Annotated in this window: 21 protein-coding genes; 9 read left to right on the plus strand and 12 right to left on the minus strand. The window is 61.3% G+C overall.

Translation table 11 applies throughout. The features are described from left to right. Positions 1 to 9: 9 nt before the first annotated feature. A complete protein-coding gene (gene mshA, locus MHK05_RS03145; protein WP_239204759.1) occupies positions 10 to 1,275 on the minus strand; it encodes a D-inositol-3-phosphate glycosyltransferase in 1,266 nt (421 codons plus the stop codon). 66 nt (positions 1,276 to 1,341) lie between these two features. On the opposite strand from mshA, the gene MHK05_RS03150 reads away from it, so the two are divergent. From MHK05_RS03150 to MHK05_RS03165, 4 genes are all read left to right on the plus strand, one after another. After that, entirely contained in the window at positions 1,342 to 3,057 is a 1,716-nt protein-coding gene (locus tag MHK05_RS03150; protein WP_239204761.1) for a long-chain-fatty-acid--CoA ligase, read from the plus strand. Position 3,058: 1 nt separating this feature from the next. After that, positions 3,059 to 3,544: a methylated-DNA--[protein]-cysteine S-methyltransferase gene (locus tag MHK05_RS03155; protein ID WP_239204763.1), complete on the plus strand. Its 486-nt coding sequence runs from the start codon at positions 3,059 to 3,061 to the stop codon at positions 3,542 to 3,544. Between the two features lie 70 nt (positions 3,545 to 3,614). Then, the gene (locus tag MHK05_RS03160; protein ID WP_239204765.1) at positions 3,615 to 5,324 is read left to right on the plus strand and encodes a long-chain-fatty-acid--CoA ligase; all 1,710 of its coding nucleotides are present in this window, start codon (positions 3,615 to 3,617) and stop codon (positions 5,322 to 5,324) included. Between the two features lie 11 nt (positions 5,325 to 5,335). Beyond that, complete coding sequence (locus MHK05_RS03165; protein ID WP_239204767.1) at positions 5,336 to 6,865, plus strand: AMP-binding protein; 1,530 nt, start codon at positions 5,336 to 5,338, stop codon at positions 6,863 to 6,865. Here the strand turns inward: MHK05_RS03165 and MHK05_RS03170 are convergent. Then, complete coding sequence (locus MHK05_RS03170; RefSeq protein WP_239204769.1) at positions 6,862 to 8,118, minus strand: YihY/virulence factor BrkB family protein; 1,257 nt, start codon at positions 8,116 to 8,118, stop codon at positions 6,862 to 6,864. The genes MHK05_RS03165 and MHK05_RS03170 overlap by 4 nt on opposite strands. Before the next feature lie 71 nt (positions 8,119 to 8,189). Between MHK05_RS03170 and MHK05_RS03175 the strand changes: the two genes are divergently transcribed. Beyond that, a complete protein-coding gene (locus MHK05_RS03175; protein ID WP_239204771.1) occupies positions 8,190 to 8,666 on the plus strand; it encodes an S-ribosylhomocysteine lyase in 477 nt (158 codons plus the stop codon). Positions 8,667 to 8,809: 143 nt separating this feature from the next. Here MHK05_RS03175 and MHK05_RS03180 read toward each other — a convergent pair whose 3' ends face one another. Continuing rightward, positions 8,810 to 9,916 (minus strand): UDP-N-acetylmuramate dehydrogenase, encoded by a 1,107-nt coding sequence (locus MHK05_RS03180; RefSeq protein WP_239204773.1) that lies wholly within the window; start codon positions 9,914 to 9,916, stop codon positions 8,810 to 8,812. Between the two features lie 24 nt (positions 9,917 to 9,940). On the opposite strand from MHK05_RS03180, the gene MHK05_RS03185 reads away from it, so the two are divergent. From MHK05_RS03185 to MHK05_RS03195, 3 genes are all read left to right on the plus strand, one after another. Continuing rightward, positions 9,941 to 10,432 carry a DUF2505 domain-containing protein gene (locus tag MHK05_RS03185; protein ID WP_005327201.1) on the plus strand — a complete coding sequence of 164 codons (492 nt, stop codon included), beginning with the start codon at positions 9,941 to 9,943 and terminating at the stop codon, positions 10,430 to 10,432. Between the two features lie 20 nt (positions 10,433 to 10,452). Continuing rightward, positions 10,453 to 11,265, plus strand: a complete 813-nt coding sequence (locus MHK05_RS03190; RefSeq protein WP_239204775.1) for a class I SAM-dependent methyltransferase — start codon at positions 10,453 to 10,455, stop codon at positions 11,263 to 11,265. Between the two features lie 109 nt (positions 11,266 to 11,374). Beyond that, positions 11,375 to 12,226: an LmeA family phospholipid-binding protein gene (locus MHK05_RS03195; protein ID WP_239204777.1), complete on the plus strand. Its 852-nt coding sequence runs from the start codon at positions 11,375 to 11,377 to the stop codon at positions 12,224 to 12,226. Here MHK05_RS03195 and MHK05_RS03200 read toward each other — a convergent pair. The 8 genes from MHK05_RS03200 to MHK05_RS03235 form a co-directional block, all read right to left on the minus strand. Next, complete coding sequence (locus MHK05_RS03200; protein ID WP_239204779.1) at positions 12,223 to 12,726, minus strand: beta/alpha barrel domain-containing protein; 504 nt, start codon at positions 12,724 to 12,726, stop codon at positions 12,223 to 12,225. The two genes, MHK05_RS03195 and MHK05_RS03200, sit on opposite strands and share 4 nt — an antisense overlap. Continuing rightward, the gene (locus MHK05_RS03205; protein WP_239204781.1) at positions 12,726 to 13,016 is read right to left on the minus strand and encodes a DUF2516 family protein; all 291 of its coding nucleotides are present in this window, start codon (positions 13,014 to 13,016) and stop codon (positions 12,726 to 12,728) included. The genes MHK05_RS03200 and MHK05_RS03205 overlap by 1 nt, the downstream gene beginning before the upstream one ends. Positions 13,017 to 13,021: 5 nt before the next feature. Next, positions 13,022 to 13,459, minus strand: coding sequence for a CGLAU_01105 family protein (locus MHK05_RS03210; protein ID WP_239204783.1), 438 nt, complete (start codon positions 13,457 to 13,459; stop codon positions 13,022 to 13,024). Positions 13,460 to 13,478: 19 nt separating this feature from the next. Then, positions 13,479 to 14,813: a DUF445 domain-containing protein gene (locus MHK05_RS03215; RefSeq protein WP_239204785.1), complete on the minus strand. Its 1,335-nt coding sequence runs from the start codon at positions 14,811 to 14,813 to the stop codon at positions 13,479 to 13,481. Positions 14,814 to 15,063: 250 nt separating this feature from the next. Then, positions 15,064 to 15,438: a hypothetical protein gene (locus tag MHK05_RS03220; protein ID WP_023020453.1), complete on the minus strand. Its 375-nt coding sequence runs from the start codon at positions 15,436 to 15,438 to the stop codon at positions 15,064 to 15,066. A gap of 56 nt (positions 15,439 to 15,494) precedes the next feature. Next, positions 15,495 to 16,244 carry a succinate dehydrogenase/fumarate reductase iron-sulfur subunit gene (locus MHK05_RS03225; RefSeq protein ID WP_086589112.1) on the minus strand — a complete coding sequence of 250 codons (750 nt, stop codon included), beginning with the start codon at positions 16,242 to 16,244 and terminating at the stop codon, positions 15,495 to 15,497. Continuing rightward, on the minus strand, positions 16,244 to 18,259 hold the full coding sequence (locus tag MHK05_RS03230; protein WP_239204787.1) for a fumarate reductase/succinate dehydrogenase flavoprotein subunit: 2,016 nt from the start codon (positions 18,257 to 18,259) through the stop codon (positions 16,244 to 16,246). Before MHK05_RS03230 ends, MHK05_RS03225 begins: the two co-directional genes overlap by 1 nt. Before the next feature lie 15 nt (positions 18,260 to 18,274). Then, the gene (locus MHK05_RS03235) at positions 18,275 to 19,030 is read right to left on the minus strand and encodes a succinate dehydrogenase cytochrome b subunit (RefSeq protein WP_023020450.1); all 756 of its coding nucleotides are present in this window, start codon (positions 19,028 to 19,030) and stop codon (positions 18,275 to 18,277) included. A 369-nt stretch (positions 19,031 to 19,399) separates the two neighbouring features. Here MHK05_RS03235 and ramB point away from each other — a divergent pair, with 369 nt between their 5' ends. Continuing rightward, positions 19,400 to 20,809 (plus strand): acetate metabolism transcriptional regulator RamB, encoded by a 1,410-nt coding sequence (ramB, locus tag MHK05_RS03240; protein ID WP_239204789.1) that lies wholly within the window; start codon positions 19,400 to 19,402, stop codon positions 20,807 to 20,809. Positions 20,810 to 20,944: 135 nt separating this feature from the next. On the opposite strand, the gene lpdA is transcribed toward ramB, so the two are convergent. Beyond that, complete coding sequence (lpdA, locus tag MHK05_RS03245) at positions 20,945 to 22,357, minus strand: dihydrolipoyl dehydrogenase (RefSeq protein ID WP_239204791.1); 1,413 nt, start codon at positions 22,355 to 22,357, stop codon at positions 20,945 to 20,947. Positions 22,358 to 22,379 lie beyond the last annotated feature (22 nt).

A 22,379-nucleotide genomic window follows, 5' to 3' on the forward strand; every position in this document is an offset into this window, starting at 1 on the left:
GTAGGAGGTTTAATCACCACTTGCCCGCCGTTGATGGCAGTCTGGAACCTCGATATGGCTGGCCTCGTCATAGATTTCTGCAAGCGCGGCGGCGGAGCTGGCCCAGCTAAAACGCGCGGCGTGGGCGACGGCGGCTTCGCCCATGGCGATGCGCATGGGGTCGTCGTCAAGCAGGCGGGCCAAAGCATCAGCCCAATCCTCCGGATCGTGCGAGTGCACCAGCAAGCCAGTCTCCCCGTCGGCCACGGCAATGGGCAGCCCGCCGACGGCGGCAGCAACCACCGGCGTGCCAGAGGCTTGGGCCTCCAGCGACACCAGGCCGAAGGACTCGTTATAGCTGGGCACCGCCACAATATCAGCCGCGCGGTAGACCCCCACCAGTTCCTCCGGCGGGCGGGCACCCAAAAAGCGCACCCGCTTATCGACGCCCAACTCACGCGCCAACTCCCTATATGCCTCCGGCGCTGTATTGGCCCCCGACGGGCCACCGCAGATAACCACCCGCAGGTTGCGGGCCGGCTCGCGGCGGAAGAGCTCGGCCGTGGCGCGGATGAGCACCTCCGGGCCTTTGAATTTTTGTAAGCGGCCGACAAAGGCCACCACCTTGGTGTGCAGCGGAATGCCCAACTCGCGGCGGGAGCGCTCGGTATTGCGGTCCGTGCCAGGGGTAAAAAGCTCTACGTCGGCGCCGGGCGAGACCACGCGAATATTGGCTCTCTCGGCATCATAATGTTCGGCCAAGTCGCGGGCTTCTTGCTCGGTATTGACCACCAGCAAGTCCGCGTTATCCACCAATTGCTGTTCGCAGATGCGGCGGGCCTCGGACTCCAAGGTGTCATCCGCCGTCCGCGAGGCGTTTTTCACCGCGGCGAGGGTATGGGCCGTGTGGATGAGCGGGATGCCCCAGAGATCCCGCAGCAGCCAGCCCACCTGGCCGGAGAGCCAATAATGGGAGTGGATGAGGTCATATTTCTTGCCCTGCCATTTGGCAAATTGCACCATGCCGCCGGCGAAGGCGGCCAGCTGGGTAGGCAGATCCTCTTTATCCAGGCCCTCGTACGGCCCGGCGACGATATTAATGACGCGCAGGTGGGGTTCAACCTCAATGATTTCGCCCTGGCTAGGCCGCGTGGCGCGGGTGTAGACGTCCACCTCGATTCCCCGGCGAGCCAGTTGGCGCGCACTATTGAGGACGTAGACGTTCATTCCGCCCGCATCCCCTGAGCCAGGCTGCTCGATAGGGGATGTATGCATAGAGATCATGGCGATGCGCATGGCGCTCAATTCTACCGGCGCTATACTGGCCCCTGCCAGAAACCTACGCAACCGAAAGGTAAAGTTTTGTCCGCATACGAATCACAGGCTTGGCTCCAGTATTACCCGGAATGGACACCGCACCACCTCGAGTATGGCGAGACCACGCTGCTGGACGTTTACGACAATAATCTTGAGGTCAACGCCGATAAATCGGCCACCTACTTCTTCGGCCGCACCCAAACGTATGCGGAGCTGGACCGTCAGGTTCGCGCTGCGGCCGCTGGCTTGAAGGCCTTCGGTGTACGCCCCGGTGACCGCGTAGCCATCGTGGCGCCCAACTCGCCGCAGTTCATCGCGGTGTTTTATGCCATCTTGAAGCTGGGCGCCCAGGTGGTACTGCACAACCCGCTGTATACCGCCCACGAGCTGGAAGGGATGTTCCAGGACCACGGCGCGCGCATCGCCATCGCCTGGGACAAGGCCGCGCCCACCCTGGAGAAGCTGCGCGCGACCACCAACCTGGAAACGGTCGTGTCCATCAACATGATCAACGCCATGCCCACCCTGCAGCGCGCCGCTTTGCGCCTGCCTATTCCGCCGCTCAAGTCCAAGCGCGAGCAGCTATCTTCCCCGGCGCCAAATACTGTTCCGTGGGAAACTTTGGTGGGCAACGCAATCGGTGGCGACGGCAGCGATATCACCACGCCGGAAGACGTGGACAAGGACACCATCGCACTCATCATGTACACCTCTGGTACCACCGGCGCCCCGAAGGGGGCCATGCTCTCCCATGGAAACCTGTTTTCCAACCTCTTGCAGGGCAAGGCGTGGGTACCGGGCTTGGGCGATAAGCCCGAGCGCATGCTCGCCGCCCTCCCCTTCTTCCATGCTTATGGCCTGACCATGAACGTGACCCTGGCGCAGTTTATCGGCGGCGAGCTGGTTATCCTGCCTAAGCCGGATATGTCGCTCATCATGCAGCTGATGAAAAAGCACACCCCGACCTGGGTGCCGGGTGTACCGACGCTCTACGAGCGAATCGTCAAAGCCGCCGACGAGCAGCAGATTCCTATCAAGGGCGTGCGCGCAGCCTTCTCCGGCGCTTCTACCTTGCCTTCGGACACGGTCAAGAAGTGGGAGAACTACACCGGCGGCCTCCTGGTGGAGGGCTATGGCCTCACCGAGTGCTCGCCGATTATTGGGGGCAACCCCATGACCACCGACCGCCGCCCAGGCTACGTGGGCTTTCCGTTCCCGGATACCCAGGTGCGCATTGCCAACCCGGATAACCTGGACGAGACCCAGCCGGACGGCGTCGAAGGCGAGGTGCTGGCCCGCGGTCCGCAGGTCTTCAAGGGCTACCTCAACAATGAGGAAGCCACCGAGGCCGCCTTCCACGGCGAGTGGTTCCGCACCGGCGACATGGGCGTCATGGAAGAAGACGGTTTCATCCGCCTGGTCAGCCGCATCAAGGAAATCATCATCACCGGCGGCTTCAACGTCTACCCCGGTGAGGTGGAAGAAATCCTGCGCGAGCACCCAAGCATTGATGACGTCGCCGTGGTCGGCCGCCCGCGCGAGGACGGCTCCGAGGACGTCGTGGCCTGCCTCGACTTGGCCGATGGCGCCGCTCTCGACCCGGAGGGCCTCAAGGACTACTGTCGCGAGCGCCTGACCCGCTACAAGGTCCCGCGCACCTTCTACCACTTTGAAGAGCTGGCTAAGGATCAGATGGGCAAGATCCGCCGCCGCGAGGTCCAGGCAGACCTTATCCGCCGCCTCGAGGCCGAAAAGAACTAGCATGTTCCGCCTCATCGATAGCCCCCTCGGACCCCTGCGCCTGCAGGCGAGCCCGCGGGGGCTTTCCCGCGTGGAATTCACCGCAACCGGTGCCCTGCCGGAAGCGGTGGGCAGTAGGGATGAAAGGGACGTCGAAAAGCACAGCGCAGCCGTTCTCGATGCAACGCAGGCGCAGCTCGCGGAATATTTCGCCGGCCGGCGCCGCGCCTTTGAACTGCCCCTAGACCCGCCTGAGACGACGGCATTTCGCGCCGCGGTGCACGCGCAGCTGGCGGAGATTGGCTATGGGGAGACCATCACCTACCGCGACGTCGCCAAGAAGCTCGTCCGGCCCGGCGCGACGCGGGCCGTAGGCAGTGCGTGCGGCGCCAATCCCCTGCTTATCGTGCGGCCGTGCCATCGTGTGCTGCGCAGCGATGGCGGGCTCGGCGGCTACGCGGGTGGGCTAGCTGCCAAACGTTTTTTACTGACATTGGAAGAAAACTAGAGGGCTTCTTCACGTTTTCTCTATACTGATTTTTTAAAACTAATTATTTACCCAAACGAAAGGTTTCTGCGTGTCCGCTTCTACCTCCCGAGCTTGGCTCGATCACTACAGCGAATGGACCCCACACACGCTGGACTACGGTAATAAAACCATCGTCGACTACTACCGCGATAACCTGCGGGTCAACGCCAATAAACCCGCCACCTATTTCTTCGGCCGCACGCAGACCTACGCGGAGCTCGACGCCCAAGTGCGCGCCGCCGCGGCCGGGCTCAAGGCTTTTGGTATTCGCCCAGGCGACAAGGTGGCCATCGTCCTGCCCAACTGCCCCCAACACGTCGCGGCCTTCTATGCGGTACAGCTACTTGGTGCCACCGTGGTCGAGCACAACCCGCTTTATACCGCCCACGAATTGGAAGGCCTTTTCCGAGATCATGGTGCCCGCGTAGCAATCTCTTGGGATAAAACCGCCTCCACGCTGGAAAAGCTGCGCTCGACCACCCCGCTAGAAACCATCGTATCCGTCAACATGGTCGATGCCATGCCACCACTCAAGCGCCTCGCGCTCCGCCTGCCTATCCCACCGCTGGCTGCTAAACGAGAGCAGCTCACCGAGCATGCACCAAACACAGTAGCGTGGTCTACCCTGATCGGCTCAGCTATTGGCGGCGACGGCAACGCCCTAGAAATGCCACGCATCAGCCAGGATGACGTCGCGCTCATCCTTTACACCTCCGGCACCACCGGAAAACCCAAAGGCGGAATGCTCTCGCACGGCAATCTCATTGCTAATTGCATCCAAGGCCAAGCTTGGGTTCCAGAAATGGGGAAGCACAAAGAGCGCTTCCTCGCCGCATTACCGATGTTTCACGCCTACGGCATGACCACACTGTGCATTTTTAGCGTGTACATGGGCGCCGAGCTTATCTTGCTTCCTTCCCCACAAATGCCGCTCATCCTGGACATCGTAAAAAAGCACACGCCTACGTGGCTACCGGGCGTTCCCACCCTCTATCAGAAGATCATGGACGCAGCCGAAGACAAGGACGTCGACTTAAGCGGCATCCGCAACGCTTTTTCCGGTGCCGCTACACTGCCCGTAGAAATCGTGGAACGGTGGGAGTCCATGACCGGCGGACGACTCGTAGAAGGCTTTGGTATGACCGAGTGCTCCCCCGTGTTAATTGGCAACCCCATGAACGGAAAGAATCGCCCTGGCTATGTGGGGCTCCCATTCCCAGATGCCGAGGTACGCATTGCCAACCCGAAGAATCTGGATGAAACCCAGCCTGACGGCGAACCGGGCGAGATGCTCGCGCGCGGTCCGCAAATTTTCCAGGGCTATTTTGGCAACCAAGAAGCAACAGAGGAGTCCTTCCATAACGGCTGGTTCCGCACCGGCGATATGGCACTGATGGAACCGGATGGCTATATCAAGCTGGTCAGCCGCATCAAAGAAATCATTATCACCGGCGGCTTCAACGTGTATCCCGCCGAGGTGGAAGAGGCCATCGCGCAGCACCCCGATGTGGTGGACGTCGCCGCCGTGGGTCGCCCCCGCCAGGATGGCTCCGAGGACGTCGTCGGTTGCGTCACCCTGCGCGATGGCGCCGTGCTCGATCCCGAGGGATTGAAGGAATTTTGCCGCGAGCGCCTTACCCGCTACAAGGTCCCACGCACGTTCTATCACTTTGAGGATTTGGCGCGCGATAATCTGGGCAAGATTCGCCGCCACCAGGTGCGCAAGGACCTACTCGAGCTGTTGGAGGCAAAGGCCTAAACTTATCGGCTATGGCAGAAATTCACTATGGCGCTACCTTGACGGATTTCCTCACGGTGGCCGTCGCACAGTTTCCACAGCGCCCGGCCACCTACTTCGCCGGCCACACGCTAACCTATAGCGAGCTCGATGCCCAGGTGGCGGCCGCGGCCGGCGCCTTGCGCGAGATGGGCGTGCGCCCCGGCGACCGGGTGGCGCTCCTGCTCCCTAATTGCCCGCAACACGTGGTGGCATTCTTCGCCATCCTGCGCCTGGGCGCGGTGGTGGTGGAGCATAACCCGCGCTATACCGCGCACGAGCTCACCCCGCTGCTCGCCCATCATGGCGCCCACGTGGCCATTGCCTGGGAGGACATTGCCCCCACCGTATCCGCGCAGGTGGAGACCACTATCTCCGTCTCCCTTAGCAAGCCCCTTCCCCTTTCCGGTGCCCCGGTGGAGCCGTACCCAGCCACGCTTGCCGACGCCGCCCTTATCCTCTACACCTCCGGCACCACTGCCCGCCCCAAGGGCGTGGTCTTAACCCATGGCAACCTCGCTGCCAACTGCCTGCAGCTAGAAACCCAGGCCCCGCTGCGCCCCGGCCATGAGCGCTTCTTGGCCGCTTTGCCCATGTTCCATTCCTATGGCCTGACGATGAACGTCCTGCTCGCGGTGCGCTGCGCGGCCGAGATTATCCTGCTTGCCGCCCCACACACCGACGCAGTGACGGAAGCGCTTGCCACCCGCCGCCCCACCTGGATGCCGGGCGTGCCGACCATCTACGAACGCGCCATGAACTACGCTGCCACTGCCGCTGATTCCGAGTCTCCCTCGGATCTCGGCGGGGTGCGCTATTCCATCTCGGGCGCGGCCTCGTTGCCTTCGCGCATCATCGACCCCTGGGAGGCACGCACCGGTGGCATGTTGGTGGAAGGTTATGGGCTGACGGAAACCTCTCCCGTGCTGACCATCAATCCCCTTGATGACACCCGGCGCGCCGGCACCATCGGCCTGCCGCTGCCGGATACGCAGCTGCGCATCGGCGATCCTGCCGCTCTCAGCCGCACCCAACCGGATGGCGTGGCCGGCGAGATCCTCGCCCGCGGCCCGCAGGTTTTTAGCGGCTACCTTGCCGACGCCCCCGCTACCTCAGCCGCCTTCCATGAAGGTTGGTTCCGCACAGGAGACATGGGCGTGCGCGAACCCGATGGCCATATCCGGTTGGTGGGCCGCATTAAAGAAATCATCATTACCGGCGGATTCAATGTTTATCCCGGCGAGGTTGAGGAGGCCTTAACCTCCCACCCCGATATCGCCCAAGCCGCCGTCGTAGGCACTCCCCGCTCCGATGGTTCTGAGGACGTCGCTGCCTGCGTGGTCCTAGCCCCCGGCGCCCGGGTCGACGAAGCTGCCTTGCGCGAGCACTGCCGCGGGCTGCTGGCGCGCTATAAGGTGCCGCAAAGATTCTTTGCCATGGATAAGCTCGCCGAAGATCAGCTAGGTAAGCTGCGCCGCCGTGATGTCCGGCGCGATCTCCTTGCCCGCCTTCACCGCGACTAGTCTGCGTCGTTTTCTGCTTTGCGCACCGCTTGTTTGTAGATGCGCTCGGACCGCTCTTCCAGGTCATGTTGGGCACGGGCTTGGGATTTGGCGGCGGCATCGGAACGCGGCGGGGCCTGAATATGCCGCGCGGCGTGCAGACCCAGTTGCAATTCTTTGGCGCGCAAGACCTCCGCATCGATTTTGATGCCCAAAATGAGCATCGTATTAGATAGCCACACGGCCATGAATACGGCCATGATGAGGCTGAAGGCTCCGTAGACGCTGGCCCCAGCAAAGCGCTGGGTATACAGCGCGAAGGCTCCCCACACCACGACATTGGTGCTAAGCGCCACCACAGAACCGAGAGTTATCCAGCGGAAGCGCGCCGGCCGCACATTCGGGGAAAAGTGGTACAGGATGGCAATCAACGTCAGCACGACCACCACGGTGAGCGGGAAGCGCAGCCAATTCCACACCGGCATAAAGATGCCGCCCAAAAAGTCCGCGGTGCCTTGCATCTCTAGCTTGCCGGCTAACGGTTCGACCACACCGCTGACAATGGTATCGCGCAGCAGGTTAGCAAAAAGCACGATCACCGCGCCGATGACCAGGACGATAGTAAGCCCCCACATGAGTGCCCAGGTGCGGATTATTCCGCGGCCCTCTACCCGCCCGTAAACGGTATTGGCGGTGCGCGAGAAGGCACGCACATAGGCCGAGGCGGCAAAAAGAGAAACCAGCACGGATACCACCAGCGCGAAGGTGCCTTGGGCTGTGGAGCCAATGATGGAGCCCACGAGGTGCTCGGCCTGCTCCGTCATCGAACTCGGCACGTAATCCGCAATGAACTGCGAGGTTAATTCATGTACCTCGGCGCGCCGAGAGGAAAAGATGAGCGTGGCTATCGAATAGGCCGCGAGCACCGTAGGAGCAAAGGCCATGAGCGTGAAATACGTCATCGTGGCGGCGCGATCCATCAAGGCATCGTGGAAGAAGTCCGCCCACACGCGGCGGAGCACCAGCCCCCAGCTTTCCTTGCGCAAGCGGTTACCGCGGGCCAGCGGGTCCACATTTTCGGTGTGGCCTTCGATCTTGACCACGGTGGGCGCGGTACTCGGCACGATTTTATCCGCGCCCTCATAGACGGATTCTCTTACCGGAGTGGCTGAAGCGCTCGGCCGTGCAGTGGCGGACGGGTCGCCAGCAGACAGATCGTCGGCCGCCATGTTCGCGGCGCCAGGAACCTCGGCGGAATCGTCCAGTGTGCTCATATTATCCCAGCGTATGCGGTAAAGAATCTATTTCAGGAAGTGACACTCAGCTGTGATTACACTGGAGAAGCATGACTGAACAGAATGATAAGAAGCTCAACGTGAAGTCCTTCGAACTCGACCACCGCCTCGTCAGCGCACCGTATATTCGCGTGGCCGACCACACGGATTTGGGTGGCGGCGTCGAAATCATTAAGTACGACTTGCGCTTCTGCCAGCCTAATCAGGATCACCTTGATACCAAGGCGCTGCATTCGGTGGAGCACATGATGGCCAACTTCATGCGCAATTACACCGATAAGCTCATCGGTTTTGCCCCAATGGGCTGCCGTACCGGCTTCTACGCCATCACTAATGGCATGGAACAAGACGAGCTGCTGCGCGCGGTAGAAGGCGCGCTCAACGATATTCTTAACGCCACCGAGGTACCCGCGGCCAACGAAGAGCAGTGCGGTTGGGGTGCGCACCACAGCCTGGAGGGTGCGCAGGAGGCGGCCCGCGCATTCTTGGGTGCTAAGGATGAGTGGCTTCAGGTCATGGCGGTCTAATCCAGAAACCTTCGCGGCGCGACAAACGCGACAGGCGCCACGCCCGCAAAGCGGCCACGATAGACCCGAAGACCGTGTGGTTTAGGGTGCTATCGTGGCCGCTTTATAGGTTTTAGGCCCCGGTGTGAAGGGGCAACCTCGCGCTACTCGTCGAGGGCGAGGCCAATCCAGACGGGTTCGGGCACGAGCTCCACGCCGAAAGCATCGCGGACGCCATCGCGGATGGTGCGGGCAAGGTCCACGATATCGGCGGCCGTAGCCTCGCCGCGGTTGGTAAGCGCCAGCGTGTGCTTTGTCGAAAGCGTAGCCCGGCCAGAGCCTGGGTAGCCCTTGGCAAACCCGGCGCGATCGATGAGCCAGGCCGCGGAAAGCTTTTCCCGGTCGGCCTCGGAGGAGGGGTGGCGAGGCATGGAGTCTGCGGTGGCGTCGCCAAGCGAGGCACGAACCTTGGCCTGCACGGCGTCAGCAAGAGCGGAGTCCACCACCGGGTTGGTGAAGAAGGAGCCGGCAGACCAGGTGTCATGATCGGTGGGGTCGAGCACCATGCCCTTGCCGCGGCGCAGCTTTAAGACCTCCTCGCGGACCTCGGCCACGGGGCGGCGCTCGCCCGGGTTCTGAGTAAGTTGGCCAAAGCGCAACGGGCGGGATAGGCCATCGTTGTTGAGTTGGAGTTCTACCTCGAGCACGACGGCGCGGCCGGTGAATTTCAGGTTGGAATAGCGATAGGCCAGCTCCAGATCGGAGGCAGGGACCCACTCATCGGTATCGGTGCGGCGATTATAAAGGCGCACGCGGGTAAGCACCTCGGAGATTTCCGCGCCATAAGCACCCACGTTTTGCACCGGAACCGCGCCCACCGTGCCGGGGATGCCGGACAGGCACTCGATGCCACCCAGGCCAAGCTGAACGGAGCGAGCCACCACATCATCCCAGTTGGCACCCGCCTGCGCGTGCACCAGACCGGATTCGGGGTCCATGGACACCTCATCAAAGTCGAGGATGACGGCGACGACATCCACGGAGCCATCGGCCACCAAGAGGTTGGAGCCGCCGCCAACGACGATGAAATTCATTTCGGCGTGATCAAGGGCACGCACCACGGCAACGGCGGCATCCGGCTGCGAGCAGCGCAGTGCGGCCTGCGGTTTTCCACCCACACGCAGCGTAGTCAGATCCGCAAAGGTGGCGGTGGGGTCCAGTTCTACCCCTTCGATCGCTGTGAGCTGTTGCGTCAAAGATTTATCAAGCACGCCTACCAAGGTAGTCTGTTAGGCATGTCAACCCGTAGTGAAAACACCGTAACCATCAATCAGCCCATCGAAAAGGTTCACAAGGCGCTGCTCACCAAGGAATACTGGGAGTACATCGTGGCCAACCTCTCCCCCGAGGCGGGCCAGGTGCACGACTTCAGCGATAACGTAGCCACCCTTTTCGAGGTTCTGCCGACCACCCTGCTGCCAGAAGCAGTGCGCGCCATGGTCTCCCAGGACCTCAAGGTCAAGCGCGTGGTCACCGTAGGCGAGCTCAACGGTGAAGCCGCTGACGTTAACTACACCGCAGATGTCAAGGGCACCCCGGTGGACTTCAAGGGCGATATCTCCCTGGCTGGCGAGGGCGAGATGACCAAGCTGTCCTACGTCAACGAGATTTCCGTCAATATCCCGATGATGGGCGCCGCCATCGAGCCGAAGGTGGGCGAGTCCCTGGCTGAGCTCTTCGATAACGAAGGAAAGCTCACCGAGCAGTGGATTTCTGAGAACGCCTAAGTTCTACAGCACCGAAATCTATGGCCGACCACGCACATAATCTGCGCGCTAGCGCAGCTGCGGGTCGGCCTTTTGGCGTTATTACCCGCGGCACCACCAATCACAATCGCCTGCGCCGCTGCGATAGATGGATGCTCGCGCACCCGGAGATTTCCACGCTGCTGCGGCACGTGGAAAAGCCGCTCGCGCTCGACGTAGGCTACGGGGCTTCGCACGCCACCACCGTGGAATGGGCAGGGTGGCTGCGCCGGGCGAATCCGCAGGTAGACGTCCGGGGGCTCGAAATCCACCCGGACCGGGTCCTGCCACCGCGCGACGGCGTGCGCTTCGAGCTGGGCGGCTTTGAACTGGCCGGCTACCGGCCACAGCTGGTGCGCGCATTCAATGTGCTACGCCAATACGACGTGGACCAGGTCCAAGAGTCCTGGCAGACGGTGTGTTCTCGGCTTGCCCCCGGCGGCTTCTTTGTGGAGGGCACCTGCGATGAGCTGGGCCGGCGCGCGGCCTGGTTGCTGCTGGATGCCCACGGCCCGCGGACTCTCACCCTGGCGTGGGACCCGTTCGATGTGGCGCGGCCCTCAGACATCGCCGAGCGCCTGCCCAAAATCCTCATTCACCGCAACGTTCCCGGCGAGCCCATCCACGAGCTGCTCAAAGCCGCCGACGAGGCCTGGGACCACGCGGCGGGGTGGGCGCCCTACGGCCCGCGCGTGCGCTGGCGCATGGCACGAGCCGCGCTTGCCGACGCCCCCTTTACTATCCACCCCATCCGCCGGCGCCTGCGCGATAATGTGCTGACCGTGGACTGGGAGTCCGTCGCGCCACGGGACTAAACGCGCCGCGCGGTGATGACAGCTGGGGCAGCTGTGAAGTGCCTAGCAATGTGCCCGAGAACTCCCGCAAACTTTGCCCCGCGCCGTCTCATGCGCCACACTGGTACGCATGGCTTCGAAGAAATCGGCAGGTTCACTCGCCTGGAAAATCATCATTGGCATCCTCGTGGCACTACTCGTGCTCATCCTCTTGGCCGAATTCGGCCTGCGCTGGTTCATTGGTCACCAGATGACCTCGCAATTTAACCAGGCTGCCGAAGAAGAAGGTATCCAGGTCAAAGAAGATCCCTCCGTCAGCTTTGGCGGCAGCCCGCTGCTCGTAGGGCTATTTAAGGGCTCCATTTCCCAAATGGATATGACCACGCCGTCCACCCTGCAAATCGATGGCACTGATATCAAGGGCCAACCTGCCTCCGAGATCCACGTAGAAGATATGAGCACCGACCAAGAGAATCCGGTGGCCGGCAAGCTGCGCGCTTCCACCACCGTGCCGGATGACTACCTGCTGGCTTCCTTCCAGAAAGGCATTTCCGAGCAGGCCGGCAGCGAGAAGGTGGGCAATATGGTGGTCACGGAGATTAACGCCAATGAGCAAGACCACGTGCTGGACGTGAAGTTTGCCGGCGGCCTTGCCAACCTCTCGCTAGAGCCCACCGCCCACGATGGAAAGCTCGATATCCGCGCCACCGAGGCCTCCATCTTCGGCCTCGAGCTGCCGGATCAGGCCACCGAAGCTATCTCCTCCGCCCTGCAAAATGGCATGTCGGATCAGTTCGTGGGTTCTGACATGAACGTCGATTCCGTAGAGGTGCTCGATGGCGAGCTCAAGCTCACCATCACCGGCACCGATGTTCCGATGAAGGACATGGATAAGTTCGCCGGCGGCGGTGACTCCGCGGGCCAGGGCGGCGCCACGGGCAATGGCGCGCCGCAGCAGGACGCGCAGGAGAAAGCCGCCTAAACCGCGGGAGCGGGAAACTCGAGGACCGGAAGTGTGGCAGCGGCCAACTCCGGTCCTTTTTTCTTGCCTTCTTCACCAGCCGCGGATGCCGCGTAATCCGCGGTCTTGCGGCTGCGCACAATGAGACGCTGATAGCCGGCTTGATGGGCGGCTTTAAGGGTGGCGTCGGCAAGCGGGGCGTCTGGCACGATGAGGCCCAAGCGGGCCGGATCCGGGCAGGCCTCGCGGATGGCAATGAGCTCGGAGAGCACAGCATTGGCATCCGTTAAGGTCTCATCGAGGCTGACCCATACCTCGCTGGCGCCCGATTGGATGGCCAGGCGCGCCTCGGAGGCCTTGATAAGAGTGTGGTGGCGGCCGGTGGGGTACCCCGCGACGGAAATGATATCGGCCGCGCCCGCGCCCGCGGCGAGGGAAACATGGTGCGGGGAGACAAGGACGGTGTTATCGACGGCGCGCTCCTTGACCGTCGCGGCCGGGGCGTCAAGCAAATTAAGCATTAGTAGCTGTAGTCGCCGTTGATAATGGCCTTGAGCTGCGGGCACACATCAAACCAGTACACGCCGGTAATGACCGCGCCGATCCAAGACAGAAAAGCCAAGCCGGTGGCCATCGCCACCGCGGAGCCGGCCAGCAGGCCTACCCATACCCACTTACCTTGACGGTCGCCGGCTCGGAAGGCATCCTCGCGCGTGGTGGCGGCGAGGATCGCGCCGATGATGGCGGTCAGGGCGAGGATGCGCAAAAGATAGGCATCCAAGGAGTACGCAATTTCCAAAAGTAAATACATGCAGGTTAATTCTGTGGGTCGTCGGTGTCGATTACTTCGCCATCGATAATATTATCGCCCTGCGAAGGAGCCGAATCCTGGCCAGGGCGCGTCGCATTCTTCTTTTCCGCGCGGCGGGCCTGAGCGGAATTATAGGCATCCATGACACCCTCGCGGGTCTCGTTATAGGCGGTGGAGAACTTGCCCTTAGCGGCGTCGAAAGCAGCGGACTCACGGGTGCCATCGGCGGCCTTCTTCACAGTGGCACCGAGCTCCTTCGCGGTGGCAGTGGCCTTATCCACCAAGCCCTCCTTGCCGGAGGCGCCATAGGGGCTTTTGGCCTCGGCGCCATGAGCGTGCTGGGCGCGCTCCTCCTGCAGGCGACCGCCGAAGTCCTTGGCTACGTCAAAGGCAGCGCTGCCAGCATCCTTCAGGGAATCAAAAATCTTCTTATTATCGTTCATTGTTCATTACTCCTTTTTTCTAAGCGCCAAAGATAAGGTGATTGACCGCGAATATCACCAATCCTGCCAGGGAACCGACGACGGTGCCGTTCAAACGAATAAATTGCAGGTCCTTGCCCACCATGAGCTCGATATTTTGGGAGGCTTCCTCCGCATCCCAGCGCTTGATGGTCTCGGGGATAATCGCAATGATTTCCGGGGCAAATTTCTCCACCGCGTAGCGCGCGGCTTTGTCTACGAGCGCATTTGCCTGGGCTAAAAATTCGGAGTCCTCGAGTAGGCGGTGCGCCAGCTCCTTGACCTTGGCCGTAATCTTTTGGCGCAGGAAAGACTCCGAGTCATTGAGCTGGTCAATGAGCGTGGTGGAGACCGTGCGCCACATGGCCGCGGGTGCCTGCTGCGCTTGCTCAGAGGCGAGCATCTCTTGCTTGATGCCCTCGATGCGCCCGCGCATGTCCTCATCCCACTGCAGATCGGAGGCTAGCTTGGACAGGTTGCGGCGAATGGCCAGGCGGGCCTCGTGGTTACCGTTGCGGCGGACCTCATCGGCGAATTCTACGAGCTCGGTATAGACCTTCTCCCCCACCATCTCGCGGGCAAAGCGCGGTGCCCAGCCGGGCATGCGCTCATCAATGGCGGTGACCACGGTGGACTCCATACTGAGGATCTTGCCGTGTGCCCAGTCGATGAGGTCATCCTCTAGGGGGCGCGCCTTGCCATCTGCAATATAGCCTTCCAGCAGCCTGCCCAACGGCGGGCCCCACTCGGGCTCGGCTAGGCGGTCCATGACTTGGGTGCGGATGAAGCGCTCTGCCTCCGCGGGATCCAAATCCGACACCACGCTGGCCGCACGCTCACCAATCCACGCGGAGACCTCCTCCGCCTTGCCGGGCTCGACTCCCTGGCGTGCCAGCCACAATGGCAGCTCCGCCTCGCGCACCTTGGCGCTCAGCGCATCCGCGGTGAGGAAGTTTTCCTCCACGAAGTCACTCAAGGCATCGCCCACGCGGTCCTTATTATTCGGAATCAGCGCGGTGTGGGGAATGGGCAGTCCCAAGGGTCGGCGAAAGAGCGCGGTCACTGCAAACCAGTCCGCCAGGCCACCCACCATGCCGGCTTCGGCCGCTGCACGCACGTAGCCCACCCACACTGGTGCCCCGCCTTCCGACGCCTGCCACCACGAACACCCTAAAAAGATCACCGCCGCACCAATCAGGAACGACAGCGCAATCGCCTTCCACCGCCGCAAGTCCGCCCGCCGGGCCTCCTGGTTGCCGGCCTGCGGCACGGGAGCTGCACCCGACGGCGCCGTTGCCGTAGCTGTTTCTATGCCTTCGTCCGCGCGGTGGGTCATGAGTTCTCCTTGGGATGGTGCAGGTGCTTTCGAGCTTCATTCTCTAACACTAGTGCCAGCAACGAACATGCTCGGTGGCAGTCGTCGTTGCAATGATGTCCTGAATCGCCGGCTGGTCCATCTGACATTGCCACTTGGGTACTGAGAGATCACGCAACCCCCGCCTCCTTGCATGGATTGCATGCTGTGGAGACGGGGGTGACGTCGAGTCAGTACAGAAACTTAGGCATTGCCTGGTACAGCAAGCGCCTTAGTTAGCTCGGCCAGTTTCCTTGCGGTACTTGCGGTAGTAGCGGCGGCCATAGTGGACGGTGCTGAAGGCGGCGATAGCCACAACGGCTAGAGCGATGATGCCGATGATGGTGGTCAGGGTGTAGTCACCCTCGCCGGCGGTGCCCAGCGGGGTATCCCACACGCCGAGGCCCCAGATGAGGATTCCGGCAGCCGGGAGGCAAGACAGGATCAGACCCATGCCCACCCAGGTGGAGGTGCGAATGAGGGAAGAATGAGGAGCACCGAAGGAAACTGGGTCGTAGCCTTCAATGTAGGTGTCCTGAATCTTTCCGGAGAACTCCGGGTAAGTCTCGCTGGTGTAGTCAGCGACTGCGTGGGTGTTATCGCTCATGGCGGAGTCTTTCTGTCTTTCTCTCGTTCCTTGTATTCCTACGGAATAACCTTAGCTTAGTCGTCCTTGCCACGGAAAGCAGCACGTGCACGTTCGCGGGTAACCGCGGATACTGCGGTCAGGGGAACGCCGGCCGGGCAAACATCAGCGCACTCACCGTAGAGGGAGCAGTGGCCGAAGTTGGCTTCCAGGTCATCGACCATGTTGCGGGCACGGCGGCCACGCTCTTCCTTACCCAGCGGCATGAGGGACAGGTGCACCAGCTTCGCACCGGTAAACAGGTGTGCAGCACCATTCGGGCAAGCAGCAACGCAGGCGCCGCAGCCGATGCAGGCAGCGTGGTCCAGCGAGTACTCGGAAGTCTCATGGTTGACGTGCAGGGTATCCGCATCCGGAGCGGTACCAGCATCCATGGAGACGTAGCCGCCCTGCTCCATCACGTGATCCAGTGCCGCACGGTCGACGATCATGTCCTTGATAACCGGGTAGGCAGCGGAACGGAATGGCTCCAGCTTGACAGTCTGTCCATCGGTGAAGTTGAACAGGCGCTGCTGGCAGGCCGGGGTGTTCTGGCCAGGGCCGTGTGGACGGCCATTGACGGTCAGACCACAGGTACCACAGATGCCCTCACGGCAGTCAGAGGCGAAGGCGAAGGGCTCTTCGCCGCGCTCAATGTAGCCCTCATTGACGTGGTCCAGCAGCTCCAGGATGGACATCTGCTCAGAGGCATCGTCTACCTGGACGGTCTCGAAGTGGCCTTCTTGGGTCGGTCCGGCTTGACGCCAGATCTCAAGTGTCAGTTTCATTACTTGTAGTTCCTTGTCATCAGCGGGATCGAATCAAAGTACAGCGGCTCGGCGTGGCGAATGAACTCGTTCTTATTAGCGCCCGGCTCCCAGGCGGAAACGAAGCACCAGTTCTCATCGTCGCGTTCTGCCTCGCCGTCCTCGGTGAGGTGGTCCTCGCGGAAGTGGGCGCCACAGGACTCGTCGCGGTCCAGAGCGTCAACACACATGAGCTCGCCCAGGTCCAGGTAGTCGGCAACGCGCAGGCCGTATTCCAGCACCTGGTTCATGTCGTTGGCCTCGCCTGGGATGCGGACATTAGCCCAGAAGTCCTCGCGCAGCACGCGGATCTTGGTGATGGCTTCCTTGAGGTCTTCCACGTTACGGGACACACCGCAGCCGTGGTACAGGATGTCGCCTAGCTGGCGGTGGTAGTAGGAAGGACCGTGCGGGTTCTCGCCGCGCACGCCCATGAGGCGGTCGATGCGCTCTTGGGACTGAGCCAGGGTTGCCTGTGCCTCTGGGGAATCCTCCGCCAGCTTCTCCTCATTGAGGTGGTCAGCCAAGTAGTTCGGGATGGTAAACGGCAAGGTGAACCAGCCGTCAACGGAAGCCGAAAGCAGGGAGTTAGCACCCAGGCGGTTAGCACCGTGGTAGGTCCAGGAGCACTCACCGGCGGCAAAGAGGCCGTCGATGGAGGTCATCTCATTGAAGTCGGTCCACAGGCCACCCATGGTGAAGTGGCAGGTCGGAGCGATACGCATCGGAGTTTCGTAAGCGGACTCGCCAATGGCCTCTTCGTACATCTCGATGAGGTTGGAGTAGCGCTCGCGGATCTTGTCCTTACCCAGGCGTTCGATGGCGTCGCGGAAGTCCAGGTACACCGAGTTGTGCAGCGGGCCAACACCCAGACCAGCGTTAATCTGCTGGGAGATAGCACGGGAAGCAACGTCACGCGGAACCAGGTTGCCGAATGCCGGGTAGCGGCGCTCCAGGAAGTAGTCGCGCTCTTCTTCCGGAATGGTATTCGGGTCGCGGTCGTCGCCTTCCTTCTTCGGGGACCAAATGCGGCCGTCGTTACGCAGGGACTCCGACATCAGGATGGTCTTGGACTGCCAATCGGAATTGACCGGTAGGCCCGTCGGGTGGAACTGCACGAAGGCTGGGGAAGCCAGGTAAGCACCGCTGTCGTACGCACGCATCATGGCGCTGGCGTTGGAGTTCTTAGCCAGGGTGGACATGTGGTAGACGTTGCCGTAGCCGCCGGTACCCAGCACGACTGCGTGGCCGGTGAAGGCCTTGAGCTCACCGGTGATCAGGTTGCGGGTAACGATGCCGCCAGCGCGCTTCTTGCCATTGTCGTTGTAGACGATGATGTCCTGCAGGTCGTTGTGAGCGAAGAGCTCCACGTTGCCTAGGCCGATCTGGCGGTAGAGCGCCGAGGTGGTGGACAGCTGCAGCTGCTGACCTGTTTGGCCACGGGTGTAGTAGGTACGGGAGACCTGCACACCACCGAAGGAACGGGTAGCCAGGGTGCCGCCGTACTCGCGAGCGAATGGTGCGCCGATGGCATTCATGTGGTCGATAACGCGCACGGATTCGTTGGCCAAGCGCCAGCAGTCGGACTCGCGGCAACGGTAGTCGCCGCCCTTGACGGTGTCCTTGGTGTGGCGGTAGGCGGAGTCATTGTCCACCTTCTTGGCACGGGAGGCGTTGACGCCACCCTGCGCGGCGATGGAGTGCGCGCGGCGCGGGGAGTCGTGGTAGGTAAATACCTTTACCTTGTAGCCCAGCTCGCCCAGTGCGGCCGCAGCGGCGCCGGCGGACAGGCCGGTACCAACCACGAGGACCTCAAACTTACGGCGGTTCAGTGGGGAAACCAGCTGCATGTGGTCCTTTTGGTGGGACCACATATCCTTCATCGGCACGCCGTGCGGCTCGTGGGATTCCAGAATGTTGCCGGCAGATACGCTCGGAACGATGGACTGCGGATGCGAGAACTTGGGATGCTCGCGCTTGAGTTCAGTATTAGTCATGGGTTTCTAACTCCTTTAGCTGACCAAGCCCAGGGCAACGGACAAAGGCATAACGATGTTGCCGATGCAGACAACGGCCGGGATGACGTACGCCAGGATCAGGAAGGTCTGACGCCACTTCGCACCGGTGATACCCAGGTCAGAAGCGGCGAGGCGAATGCCGTGGGTGAGGTGCAGGAACAGGAAGCACATGGCGATCACATACACGATGGTGACCGGCCAGCGGCTGAAGGTTGCGATCATATTGGCCTTCACCGCACCCTCCACGAAGTCACCTGGGGCGATGGGCTGTACGCCCAAGGTCAGGTCCAGCAAGTGGAAGATGATAAACAGCAGCAAAACGATGCCGGTAACCAGCATGGACTTGGTGGCGAAGGAATCAAGGCCGCCCATCAGGTTGCTACGGCGGAACTTGCCGCGGGAGGCCTTGGAACGTGCGGTGAGGGCAAACGCACCATAGATGTGGGCGATGATGGCAACCAGCAGGACCGCGCGGATGATCCACAACGCACCCTCATGCGGGAACAGTGGCTCGCCCATGGAGCGCAGGAATGCACCATATTCATCAAGAGCCTCGTCGCCGCCCTCAGCCGGCAAGTACAGCTTCAGGTTGCCGGCCATGTGGCCGACGACGAAAAGTGCAAATAGCAGGCCGGTGACGGCCATGATGAGCTTCAGAACCCAAGAGGGCACTCCCGGCTTCTGACGGATTGGTTCGTTAGTAATGTGGCCGTGAGCTACTGCCTCACGGTCGGGATTTCTTAAAGTCATGACACCTCCATTGTCGTCCTCACCTTAACTGGGCTTAACCGCTGGTTACCAGTCAATTCCGGCGGCGTTTCATCTAACGGTACGGCGGTACGGTTAAACTCAGAATTCTTTTAGGTAAGGGTTTCCTTAGATGGCCGGATTCAAAACGTCACTACCTTGGCTGCTCGCAATTTCGCAATATTGACGTTGCGTAAATCTTCCTCCAGTTGTGAACTTGGTCACCCAGTGTTACGGGAGTGATCCCCTTACCCCTTTATGTGTCAAACTTTCGCATGAAACCCACATATTCCCCACAGGAGGGTGAATATTCTTCACAAGATCTTTGCGATTAAGGTGCACACGCGCAGGCCACCCAGTAACCTTTCCGGCATGAGTAAGACGTATGTGGGATCCCGCCTTCGCCAACTTCGCCGTGAGCGCGATCTCAGCCAGGCTTCCTTAGCCGCCACGCTGGGCCTTTCGGCCAGCTACGTCAACCAGATCGAGCACGACGTTCGGCCACTTACCGTTCCGGTCCTCCTTCGCATCACCGAGGTCTTCGGAGTTGACGCCACCTTCTTCTCCCGCGACGATGACTCGCGCCTCCTCGCGGAGATCCAGGACGTCATCCAGGACAAGGAGCTGTGCCCCTCCCCCGTCGAGCTGCAGGAGCTCTCCGAGCTGGTCTATAACCACCCCACCGTCGCCCGCACGCTGGTGGATGTCCACCGCCGCTATCGCAATGTGCGCGATAAGCTCTCACTCGCCACCGATACCCGCCGCACCGCCGAGGCCACCCAGGCACTGTCCATGCCGCACGATGAGGTGCGCGATTTCTTCTATGCCCGCCAGAACTACTTGGACGGCCTGGACCACCATGCGGAGCAGCTTGCCGACGCCCTCTCGGTCACCCAATTCGGCATCCGCGACACCGAACATGCCCTAGCCCAGCGCCTGCGCGATCTCCACAACGTAGACATTCACATCACCTCACAGATGGATGGCACGCTACACAGCTTCGACCGCGAGACCGGTGAATTTCGGCTCGCCTCGCGCTTAAGCGAAGGACAACGCGCCTTCCGCATGGCTGCGGAGCTGAGCTTCCTCGAGGCTGGCGAGGAGATCGCATCTTTGGTAAAAAATGAGCCGTTTACCTCGGATGCCTCGCGTAACCTAGCGCAACGCGGATTGGCCAGCTACTTCTCCGCCGCCACCGTGATGCCCTATACCCTGCTACATTCTGAGGCTGAACGCTCCGGCTACGACGTGGAATACCTCTGCCAGGTCTTCGGAGTGGGCTATGAATCCGTCGCCTCTCGGCTGTCCACCCTGCAGCGCGATAACCTGCGCGGCATTCCTTTTACCTTCGTCCGCGTCGACCGCGCCGGAAACATGTCCAAGCGACAATCCGCCACCGGCGTGCACTTTTCCAATAATGGCGGCACCTGCCCGCTGTGGAATGTCTACGAGACCTTCACCCAGCCGGGCATTATTTCCCGCCAGTTGGCCCAGATGCCCGATGGCCGCAATTACCTGTGGATCTCCCGCGCGGTACAGCACCATCAAGGCCGCTTTGGCGATACCAATAAGCTTTTCGCCATCGGCCTGGGCTGCGAGGCTCGCCACGCCGACCGCACCGTCTACGCAGAAGGTCTCGACCTCAAAGATCTCTCTTCTGCTACCCCTATCGGCTCCGGTTGCCGCACCTGCCCGCGCGAGAATTGTGCGCAGCGCGCCTTCCCACCCATTAACGAGGTCATCAGCATCGATGCCCACCGCTCAGCGGTGGCACCGTACTAGTTACACATCACCACGACGAGCCTTTTCGGGGGCGTAGACATACAAAACGGCACCGCGGTCCCTTTGCCCGGTGGGCGGGGGACGGCGCGGTGCCGTGGGTGTTGCGCTCAAGGCGACGTCGCCAAGCGCCCCTGCTTAGAGGTTAATCATGTGGCCGCCGATGCCCTCGGCAGCTTCCTTCATGGCCTCAGAGAGGGTCGGGTGGGTGTGAACGTTGCGGCCGATTTCCTCAGCGGTGAGGTCGAAGCGCTGCGCCAAGGTCAGCTCCGGCAGCAGCTCGGAGACATTGGAGCCCACCATGTGGCCGCCGACGAGCTCGCCATACTCGCCATCCGCAATGAGCTTGACAAAGCCCGCGGTCTCGTTGAGACCGGCAGCCTTGCCGTTGGCGGAGAATGGGAAGGTAGCGACCTTGATATCGCGATCCGCGAACTTCTCCTTTGCGGCCTCTTCGGTGTAGCCGAAGGAAGCGACCTGCGGGTTGCAGAAGGTAGCGCGCGGCATGTTCATGTAGTCACCCAGAAGCTGGGTCTCCACGCCGGCGATGGTCTCTGCGGCGACAACGCCCTGTGCCTCAGCAACGTGGGCCAGCTGCAGCTTCGCGGTGACGTCACCGATGGCGTAGATGTGGTCCACGTTGGTGCGCATGGTGTCATCGATGGCAATGGCGCCACGCTCGGTGAGCTCAACGCCGGTGTTCTCTAGGCCGAAGCCCTCGGTGCGTGGGGCGAAGCCGATGGAAATCATGGCGCGGTCCACGGTGAGGGTGTCCTGCTTGGAGCCATCCTTGGACTCGACCTCAACGGTGACATTATCGCCGTTGTCCTTCACGGAGGTGGTCTTGTAGCCGGTCAGCAGCTTGACGCCGAGCTTCTTGTACTCCTTGGCAATGGCCTTGGAGACGTCCTTGTCCTCGTTCGGCAGGACGCGGTCCATGAACTCCACGATGGTGACGTCCACGCCGTAGTTGGACAGAACATAAGCAAATTCCATACCGATGGCGCCGGCGCCGACGATGACCATGGACTTCGGGGCCTCATCGTTGAGGATCTGCTCCTCATAGGAGACGATATTGCCGCCGAGCTCTACGCCCGGCAGGGACTTGACCACGGAGCCGGTGGCGATGATGCAGTCATCGAAGGTGACGGTCTTGCCCTTGTCATCGCCGTCAGTGATTTCAATGGTCTTCTCATCCTTGAAGGAGCCAAGGCCGTTGATCTCGGTGATCTTGTTCTTCTTCATCAGGTAATGAACGCCCTTGACGATGCCCGCGGAAACCTTGCGGGAACGCTTGTGGGCTACACCGAAGTCGAAGGAAACATCGCCGGAGATGCCGAAGTCCTTTGCTTCATGGTTGAAGGTGTGGGCAACCTCAGCGTTCTTCAGCAGTGCCTTGGAAGGGATGCAGCCTACGTTGAGGCAGACACCGCCCCAGTACTGCTTCTCGATTACGGCAACTTTCTTACCAAGCTGAGCTGCACGGATGGCGGCCACGTAGCCGCCAGGGCCCGCGCCGAGTACTACTACGTCATAATGTTCATTAGTCACGCCCTACAGGATACGTAACTTT

Source organism: Corynebacterium nasorum (genome assembly GCF_022347325.1).
Lineage (GTDB): Bacteria > Actinomycetota > Actinomycetes > Mycobacteriales > Mycobacteriaceae > Corynebacterium > Corynebacterium kefirresidentii.

What these genes read in the sequence shown, in the direction of transcription:
- MHK05_RS03230 (WP_239204787.1), bottom strand. Translation starts at nt 18,259, where the DNA reads ATGACTAATACTGAACTCAAGCGCGAGCATCCCAAGTTCTCGCATCCG.
- MHK05_RS03155 (WP_239204763.1), top strand. Translation starts at nt 3,059, where the DNA reads ATGTTCCGCCTCATCGATAGCCCCCTCGGACCCCTGCGCCTGCAGGCG.
- MHK05_RS03210 (WP_239204783.1), bottom strand. Translation starts at nt 13,459, where the DNA reads ATGAACGATAATAAGAAGATTTTTGATTCCCTGAAGGATGCTGGCAGC.
- ramB (WP_239204789.1), top strand. Translation starts at nt 19,400, where the DNA reads ATGAGTAAGACGTATGTGGGATCCCGCCTTCGCCAACTTCGCCGTGAG.
- MHK05_RS03185 (WP_005327201.1), top strand. Translation starts at nt 9,941, where the DNA reads ATGTCAACCCGTAGTGAAAACACCGTAACCATCAATCAGCCCATCGAA.
- MHK05_RS03190 (WP_239204775.1), top strand. Translation starts at nt 10,453, where the DNA reads ATGGCCGACCACGCACATAATCTGCGCGCTAGCGCAGCTGCGGGTCGG.
- MHK05_RS03195 (WP_239204777.1), top strand. Translation starts at nt 11,375, where the DNA reads ATGGCTTCGAAGAAATCGGCAGGTTCACTCGCCTGGAAAATCATCATT.
- mshA (WP_239204759.1), bottom strand. Translation starts at nt 1,275, where the DNA reads ATGCGCATCGCCATGATCTCTATGCATACATCCCCTATCGAGCAGCCT.
- MHK05_RS03200 (WP_239204779.1), bottom strand. Translation starts at nt 12,726, where the DNA reads ATGCTTAATTTGCTTGACGCCCCGGCCGCGACGGTCAAGGAGCGCGCC.
- MHK05_RS03170 (WP_239204769.1), bottom strand. Translation starts at nt 8,118, where the DNA reads ATGAGCACACTGGACGATTCCGCCGAGGTTCCTGGCGCCGCGAACATG.
- MHK05_RS03235 (WP_023020450.1), bottom strand. Translation starts at nt 19,030, where the DNA reads ATGACTTTAAGAAATCCCGACCGTGAGGCAGTAGCTCACGGCCACATT.
- MHK05_RS03225 (WP_086589112.1), bottom strand. Translation starts at nt 16,244, where the DNA reads ATGAAACTGACACTTGAGATCTGGCGTCAAGCCGGACCGACCCAAGAA.
- MHK05_RS03215 (WP_239204785.1), bottom strand. Translation starts at nt 14,813, where the DNA reads ATGACCCACCGCGCGGACGAAGGCATAGAAACAGCTACGGCAACGGCG.
- MHK05_RS03165 (WP_239204767.1), top strand. Translation starts at nt 5,336, where the DNA reads ATGGCAGAAATTCACTATGGCGCTACCTTGACGGATTTCCTCACGGTG.
- MHK05_RS03220 (WP_023020453.1), bottom strand. Translation starts at nt 15,438, where the DNA reads ATGAGCGATAACACCCACGCAGTCGCTGACTACACCAGCGAGACTTAC.
- MHK05_RS03205 (WP_239204781.1), bottom strand. Translation starts at nt 13,016, where the DNA reads ATGTATTTACTTTTGGAAATTGCGTACTCCTTGGATGCCTATCTTTTG.
- MHK05_RS03175 (WP_239204771.1), top strand. Translation starts at nt 8,190, where the DNA reads ATGACTGAACAGAATGATAAGAAGCTCAACGTGAAGTCCTTCGAACTC.